Origin of the sequence: Hominimerdicola aceti (assembly GCF_025567495.1) — a bacterium.
Lineage (GTDB): Bacteria > Bacillota > Clostridia > Oscillospirales > Ruminococcaceae > Hominimerdicola > Hominimerdicola aceti.
In genome coordinates, this window is the sequence record NZ_JAOQJZ010000006.1 from 156781 (window position 1) to 163472 (window position 6692).

At 44.2% G+C, this 6692-nt stretch carries 6 protein-coding genes; all 6 read right to left on the bottom strand.

The features are described 5' to 3' along the window. Positions 1-15 precede the first annotated feature (15 nt). Positions 16-1011 carry a hypothetical protein gene (locus OCV57_RS07660; RefSeq protein ID WP_267301058.1) on the bottom strand — a complete coding sequence of 332 codons (996 nt, stop codon included), beginning with the start codon at positions 1009-1011 and terminating at the stop codon, positions 16-18. A gap of 41 nt (positions 1012-1052) precedes the next feature. Then, the gene (locus tag OCV57_RS07665) at positions 1053-2156 is read right to left on the bottom strand and encodes a TraB/GumN family protein (RefSeq protein ID WP_195550811.1); all 1104 of its coding nucleotides are present in this window, start codon (positions 2154-2156) and stop codon (positions 1053-1055) included. A gap of 86 nt (positions 2157-2242) precedes the next feature. Further along, positions 2243-3952, bottom strand: a complete 1710-nt coding sequence (locus OCV57_RS07670) for a MutS-related protein (protein WP_267301059.1) — start codon at positions 3950-3952, stop codon at positions 2243-2245. A 10-nt stretch (positions 3953-3962) separates the two neighbouring features. After that, positions 3963-4337, bottom strand: a complete 375-nt coding sequence (locus OCV57_RS07675) for a hypothetical protein (RefSeq protein WP_267301060.1) — start codon at positions 4335-4337, stop codon at positions 3963-3965. A gap of 2 nt (positions 4338-4339) precedes the next feature. Next, the gene (locus tag OCV57_RS07680; protein ID WP_038672291.1) at positions 4340-5080 is read right to left on the bottom strand and encodes a type 1 glutamine amidotransferase; all 741 of its coding nucleotides are present in this window, start codon (positions 5078-5080) and stop codon (positions 4340-4342) included. 1 nt (position 5081) lies between these two features. Beyond that, on the bottom strand, positions 5082-6431 hold the full coding sequence (locus OCV57_RS07685) for a MurT ligase domain-containing protein (RefSeq protein WP_038672293.1): 1350 nt from the start codon (positions 6429-6431) through the stop codon (positions 5082-5084). Between the last annotated feature and the right edge of the window lie 261 nt (positions 6432-6692).

Genomic DNA, 6692 nt, shown 5'->3' on the forward strand with positions numbered 1-6692 from the left:
TTATTTACCCCTTTCTTATTTTTTTGCAGCATCTGCGACAGGCTGTTCTGTTTCCACGTTATGTGGTCTGAGCGGCGCTCCGCAGTGTGGGCACTCATGACAAGTGCCGATAACATAGACATTTCCACAGTATTCGCAGGTGTCCTCTTTTGCATCATTTGCACATTTCACTGCGCTTCGGTAAGCCTTTTTGTTCGTGATAAGCGTCTGATATATCTCATAAGCCCCGATACCTGACAAGAGAAGTCCCCATATCACGAACAGCCACTCTACATGACCATCCATAACGTTTGGCGTAGTTTCATCAAAAGCCGCTGCTATAGCAGAGCTGACATCATAACGGCTGTTAGCGGTAAGATATTTCTGCATAAGATCTTTGAAATCGTCTGCTACATCTACAGTTATGATATTGTCGGTATCATCGCCCTGCATACCCTCCCAGTACCAATCGTTAAAATCAGGGTCGGGAGATGCAGGCTCAGAATAGACCACGAGCCAATGCTCCTCGTCGTCAAATTCCGTCACATACATATCATAGGCAAAGTACTCTAGCTCTGAATATCCTCCCTGCCAATCCTCGTTGTTCACCGTCATTATCTCCACAGGTATACCGGTTACGTCATAGAAATCAACTATTGCATCCTGCACCTTGTCCATATCATCAATGACCCCTGCCGTATCCTTTATCTCGCAGTGATAAGATGGACTTGTATCCATTTTTTGCGGCTTATCATAGCACAAGGCAATAAGCATGATACCAAAGAGCAGGCTGACAGCACTGCCTATTATGCTCCACACCTTTCCCGAAGCGGTCCCCTTGCGAATATCATAGTCAGCATAGATATAGACAGGACGATAGTTCTCATAGTATACGTATCTTCTTGCCCCAGGAAAGCTTGTGTTCTTTATATGTTTAGCACTCGACCCTCCCGAGCTTGATGAAGAGCTGGAAAAGCCTGAGCCGCTGTGTGACCCTCCGCTGTGAGAGCCTCCACCTGATGAATGTGGCATTTATTTTTTTCCCCTTTCCCCTATACAAATCTATAGATCCATCAATACTGCACACGCTCGGCTGTGTAGCCGTCTTTTTCAAGCAGGTCGATTATTCCTCCCTCGCCTGCATAGTGCGCCGCACCAACAACATAGAACACGTTCTTGCCCTGAGACATAAGATCCTCGGCAGCTTTTGCCATGTTCTTGTTTCTGTCATAGAGCATTTGGTTATTATAATCCTCGGCGATCTTTTTGTCCTCCTCGGTATAGCCTGCAAGCTCCTCCTCGTTATCTTCCTCAAGGAAGGTTTCGATATCCCCCGACTTCCATGCGGTATAGAGGTCTTCAAGAGCCTGCTTTTGGCTCTCCTTGGTTTCACCCTCGTAGCTTCTGAACATAAGGTCATAGATATCGTCAGAGAAGTTTATGAGCAGATTCATCTGAAAATCCACCGACTCAACTTCATATATCTCCTTGCCGTCTGCGTGGGCGGTGGTAAGAAGGTAGTTATCAAGACCCTTTTCCGAATCAAAGTCGGCATCCTGAATAAGCAGTGTATCGAGGGTACTGGATATTGCCCACGGTCTATAGACCTCCAAAGCTGAGATATCCATGCCCCAATAGCCGAGATATGTTTGCAGGGCTGAATATGCTTCCTCGGAAATATGCTGGCTGAGCTTTGTGTTATCATTATAAAGCATTTGCTTCATAAGATTTTTCATATACTCGCCGTCCTCGCTTGTGGAGGTTATATCGCACTCCACCGCAAGTATATCAGCATTGTTGTACGCATTCGTTACTGCCTCAGGCAGCGGATAGCACTCGTCTTTCAGTGCATGGAAAGAGCCGAGCATCACCATTGTGTTGCCCTCAGGTGAAGTCACTTTCCACATAGCAGGTGTGATACCGTTCGTCTTTGTATCGTCCGTTACCGCTGATGAGCTGTCTGAAACACTGCTGTCAGGTGCAGAAGTGGCAGAAGCTGTACTGCTCGCCTCACCTGTGGTGGTTGTATCAGCCGTTGTATCGGCTGTTGTAGTTGTGGCTGCCTTTGAGCTGCTGTCGGTCTGTGAACTGTCAGGCACCTTTCCGCATGAGCAGAGAAGTGCGGTGCACATTGCAGCGACTGTAAAAAGGCTCAATGTTCTATGTATCTTTTTCATGTTTTTATCTCCTGTCTTCATAGTTGTATGTTTCAGTATATCACACATCAAAGAAATTTTCAAGTATGGTTACAATTTTGTAATAGTCAGGCTTTATTCTCTCTTATACGCTTTTCTATCGTTTCCATATCTATACCGTATTGTTTAAGGATAGTCTGAGCGAAGCTGTTGTCACGGGGCATTCCACGGACTATCTTATACTTTCGCTCTCCAGTTTCATCATCTGCGTCGGCGACAATGCTTGCAAGCTTTGTTCTGAGCGTGTTGTCTTTATTAAGCTCCACGGTCTTGTATGCGATATCCACAAGATGTGTTGCAAAAACTCCTCTTACGCCCATTTTGCAGAATATCCTCAAAAGCTCGCAGGCGACCTCAACGCACTCCCTTGGGGTTGTGCTTTGGATAGACTCGTTCATAAGAAGCAGGCTGTTTGCTGTGATAGTGTCGCTTATTTCACGGAACTCTTTTATCTCTGTGGTGAAACGGCTTGTGTCGATGCCTGTTTTTTCTTCCTGCGGGAACTGAGTGTAGATATAGTCCAAAAGGGATATTTCACAGTATGAAGCAGGCACATAAAGCCCTGTCTGCGCCATTATCTGACACAGACCGACCGCACGGAGAAATGTGGTCTTTCCGCCATTGTTTGCGCCCGTAAGCACATAAAAGCCCTCGCTGTCACCCCCCATGGTGATATCGTTTGTGACAACGAATTTTTTCTCCTTGTGGTCAAGATTATATATTCTGGCTTCACGGAAATAAACAGGGTCAAAGATATCCTTTATGACGGCTTTTCTCTCACCTGCAGGAAGAATTTTCGGACGGCACATTTTAAGCCCCTGATCTTCGCAGGCTTCTATCACAGCCACTGCGCCCATGTAGTATTCAAGCTGATAGTCTATATAGCGCATATCGGCAATGCCTGCTTTCTGATACTCAGCAAGCACCTTGTCTATCATTTTCACAAAAGTATCAGTAAGATCGCTAAGCTCGTCAAAAAGGGTCTTATCCACAGTGTTGATAAGCTTATCGTCAGACACCTCGCTGTCATTATACTTTTTTCTGAGATTTTTCACAACAGCCTTATCGTTGAACTTTGCCCCATGGTAAAGTATCCTGTCAACAAGGGACGGTTTTATATCGTAACGCTCTTTTGAAAGCTCTATAATGCCTGCTGAAACAGGAACTAGCCTTTCATCGAGGTTTATGGCGACTGTAACGCTTCGTATGCGGTCATAGAGTGCCTTTTTAAGCTTCTCTATCTCACCCTTCAGGGATATATAATGCTTGTCGCCGTAATGCTCCTCAAAGAACGCAAAAAGCTTTTTTACGCCCTCTGAGCGTATCTTATCTTTCATTTTTCCATAAAAATCGTGCATTATCTCCATGCACCGTATGTAAGCGTCAAAGCCGCTTATGGCATCATCAAGCTGTGAAAAGCTGTCGGGAGTAGTAAGATTATAGATGTTTTTTCTGTCATTTTCCACCATGACGTTTATCACCTTGCGTATGGTGGCAGACAATGACGGAAGCCTTATGAAATCATCAAGGATATCAAGGCGGTAGTTTATTACCTCCTCATCGTCGCAAACCTCACAAAAAAGCCTCATTACACGATACTGGTAATGGGGCGTGATAAAATCAGCCACCTTTTCAAGCTCCAGATTGTCAACAAACGCTCTGGGGAGCTTTTCAAGGGCGGCAGCTCTTTTTTTCATTGCGTTGTGCTTTTCCACAGAGGGATAAAGCAGATCAGCCACAGGGGCTTTCATATCAAATTCGTCAAGTTTTGAAGCCATTTTCGTTTCCTCACTGGTCTTTGGCAAGGGCTTTCAGGTCTATTATTATGCCCACCTTTGCAAGAGCCTTTGACATAAGCTCTGCACTTAGGGGGTAGATATCAGTTTTTCCGCACTCGTGGTCATACTCGTATCTGAAAAACTGCACGTAATTCTCCTGATGATCCTCAGACGTATAAACTTTTCCCATGATATATTTATTTTTTATGGCATAATAGTTCACAGGCTTGAGCCTGAGAATAGCTTTCGGGTCGGCAGACATTTCCGATGCGAGGGTATCAAAGCCCTCGTCAACGTAGTTTATTTTTCTGCACTTCATATCCTTTATTTTCTTTTTCAGAGGCGGCTCGCTCTGAGCCTGCTTCTTTTTGAACAGTGAAAACATTTTTACACACCCAGTCTTTCAAAAAGCTGTTTGCGGCAATCCTCTTCAAGCTTATCGTTTATAGGTGCGGGGATATACTTTTCGCCAAGCTTGCGGCTCATGCAGTATGAAATAACATAGTCGCTGACCTTTGGATTTTTAGACAGAAGCGGACCATGGAGATAGGTTGCGATAACGCTTTTTTCCATATAGCCCTCGGTACTGCTTTCAAACTCATTGCCGTTGCCTGAGAGGACTTTTCCGAATGGTGACTTGACGTTGGTGGTCTGTCCACCGTGGTTTTCAAAGCCTATCACCTTGTATTTTTCTCCGTCAAGCTGAGCTTCTATAACGATATTACCGATACATCTGCATCTTTTATCGGTAGAGGCGACGGTATAGTAATCAAAAAGCCCCAGTCCAGGCACTTTTTCGCCGTTTGAGTCCTTATAATACTGACCCATGAGCTGATAGCCGCCGCATATCATCAGGAAAAATGTTCCTGCCTTATAAGCTTCCATGATACTGTCCTTGCAGGAAACAAGGTCATCTGCAAGTATCTGCTGTTCAAAGTCAGCACCGCCGCCAAGATAGATGATATCATACTGGGTGAAATCAGTTTCCTTGTCACCAATAAGATGCTTTGAAACTTCCAGCTCTATGCCACGCATCTTACAGCGGTAAGAAAGCACTTCAACGTTGCCGCTGTCGCCATAGAGGTCAAGCATATTAGGATACATATGAAGAATTTTCAGCTTTTCCATTTTACTTTTCCTCCCCGTTTTCTTTCAGGCTCTTATATCTTTTTATTGCGGCTCTTGTCGGCTGGATAGCGGTATAATTTGCTATGGCGAACTTATCACCCTTTGTGGAGAAGAGTGACGCTGTTGCTTCGTCAAGATCAGGATAAACGAATATCTTGTCAGGGTCATAGCCTGAGCATTTTATTCTTATGGCGATATCATATGCTCTTGTGCCTGAGGTCACAACTCGGTCAACATTATTGAACACAGAGAAGTTTATATCCCATATCCAAGAAACGTCATGACCGTCTGCAAGGTTATCGTTAAGGACAAAAAGCAGTTCCTTTGAGCCTGCCTGCTCGTTCATCACACGCAAGGTCATATTTGCGCCAACAGGGTTTTTGGCAAGGTTCACAAGAAGGCTTGAGCCGTCTACCTCAAAGCGTTCAAGTCTGCCGTTATTTACCTCGAAATGCTCAAAAGTGTCATGCAAAATAGCCTTATCAAAATTATAGAGCTTTGCGGCGGTATAGACAGCCGCCATGTTATACATATAATAGATACTGTTATGAGCGGTCTTATATGTTTCCCCGTCTGCTTCAAAGGACGGAACAGTCAGGTCAACGTTCTTTATCTCCACCTCAGGCTCGATATTGCCAAAACCACACTTTGGACAATGGAACTTGCCGATATGTGAATACTGATAATAGTCATAGACAAGCTCGGTATCGCAGAAAGGACAGAACTTGCCCTCGCCCACCTCATAAGGCTTATCCGTTGCGCCCTGATATCTGTCAACGCTGAAATAGTGGATATTTTTATTATTGGGGTTAGCAAGTCCAAGTCTTGCCACGTTTGGGTCATCGGCATTGAGAACAACGTTGCCCTCAAATGTTTCAAGGAATTTTTTCACTTTGAGTATGAGTGTTTCCACCTCGCCGTTTCTGTCAAGCTGGTCACGGAAGAAGTTCAGCAGGACAAGGGTCTGCAAATTGAGCTTTGAATAGACCACAGGAACGTGTGACTCGTCAGTTTCAAGCACAAGATAATCGGCATGGACTCTTCCCCTCATATCGCAGTGATTGAGCAGGAGGGAGCATATGCCCGTATCAAGGTTATTTCCCTCCGGGTTTGTGATTATCTTCTTTCCACCGCTTGCAAAAATGTGGCTGAGATAGTTTGTAACAGAGGTCTTGCCGTTGGTGCCTGTGACGGCGACGATAGGGCAATCCACCTTGAAAGCCTTCAGGCAGTCTTTATTTATAGTCCACAGCACAAGCCCGGGAAAGTTGCCTGCGTCCCTGCCCAGCAGGTGCAGAGTTTTTACCATAAGCTTGCCGAAAATAATGGTGAAAGCGTTTTTTAAACTCATTTATATATCTCCTATTAAAATAAAGTCGTATAAAATAATAATAGACCATAACGCCCATAATGTCAAGCATTTTAGACCTTTGCAAACAAAAAAAACTGTAGTGCTACAATAGATATTGGACAAAATTAAGAAAAAAGAAAAGAGAGATAGACAAAAATCTGATAATATAAAGTTACCACACAAATACAAATCAGAAAGGAAGCCTATCTCTCATGAATAGTATAACACAAGATATGAAGTTTCGTCAATCCTTAATGAATT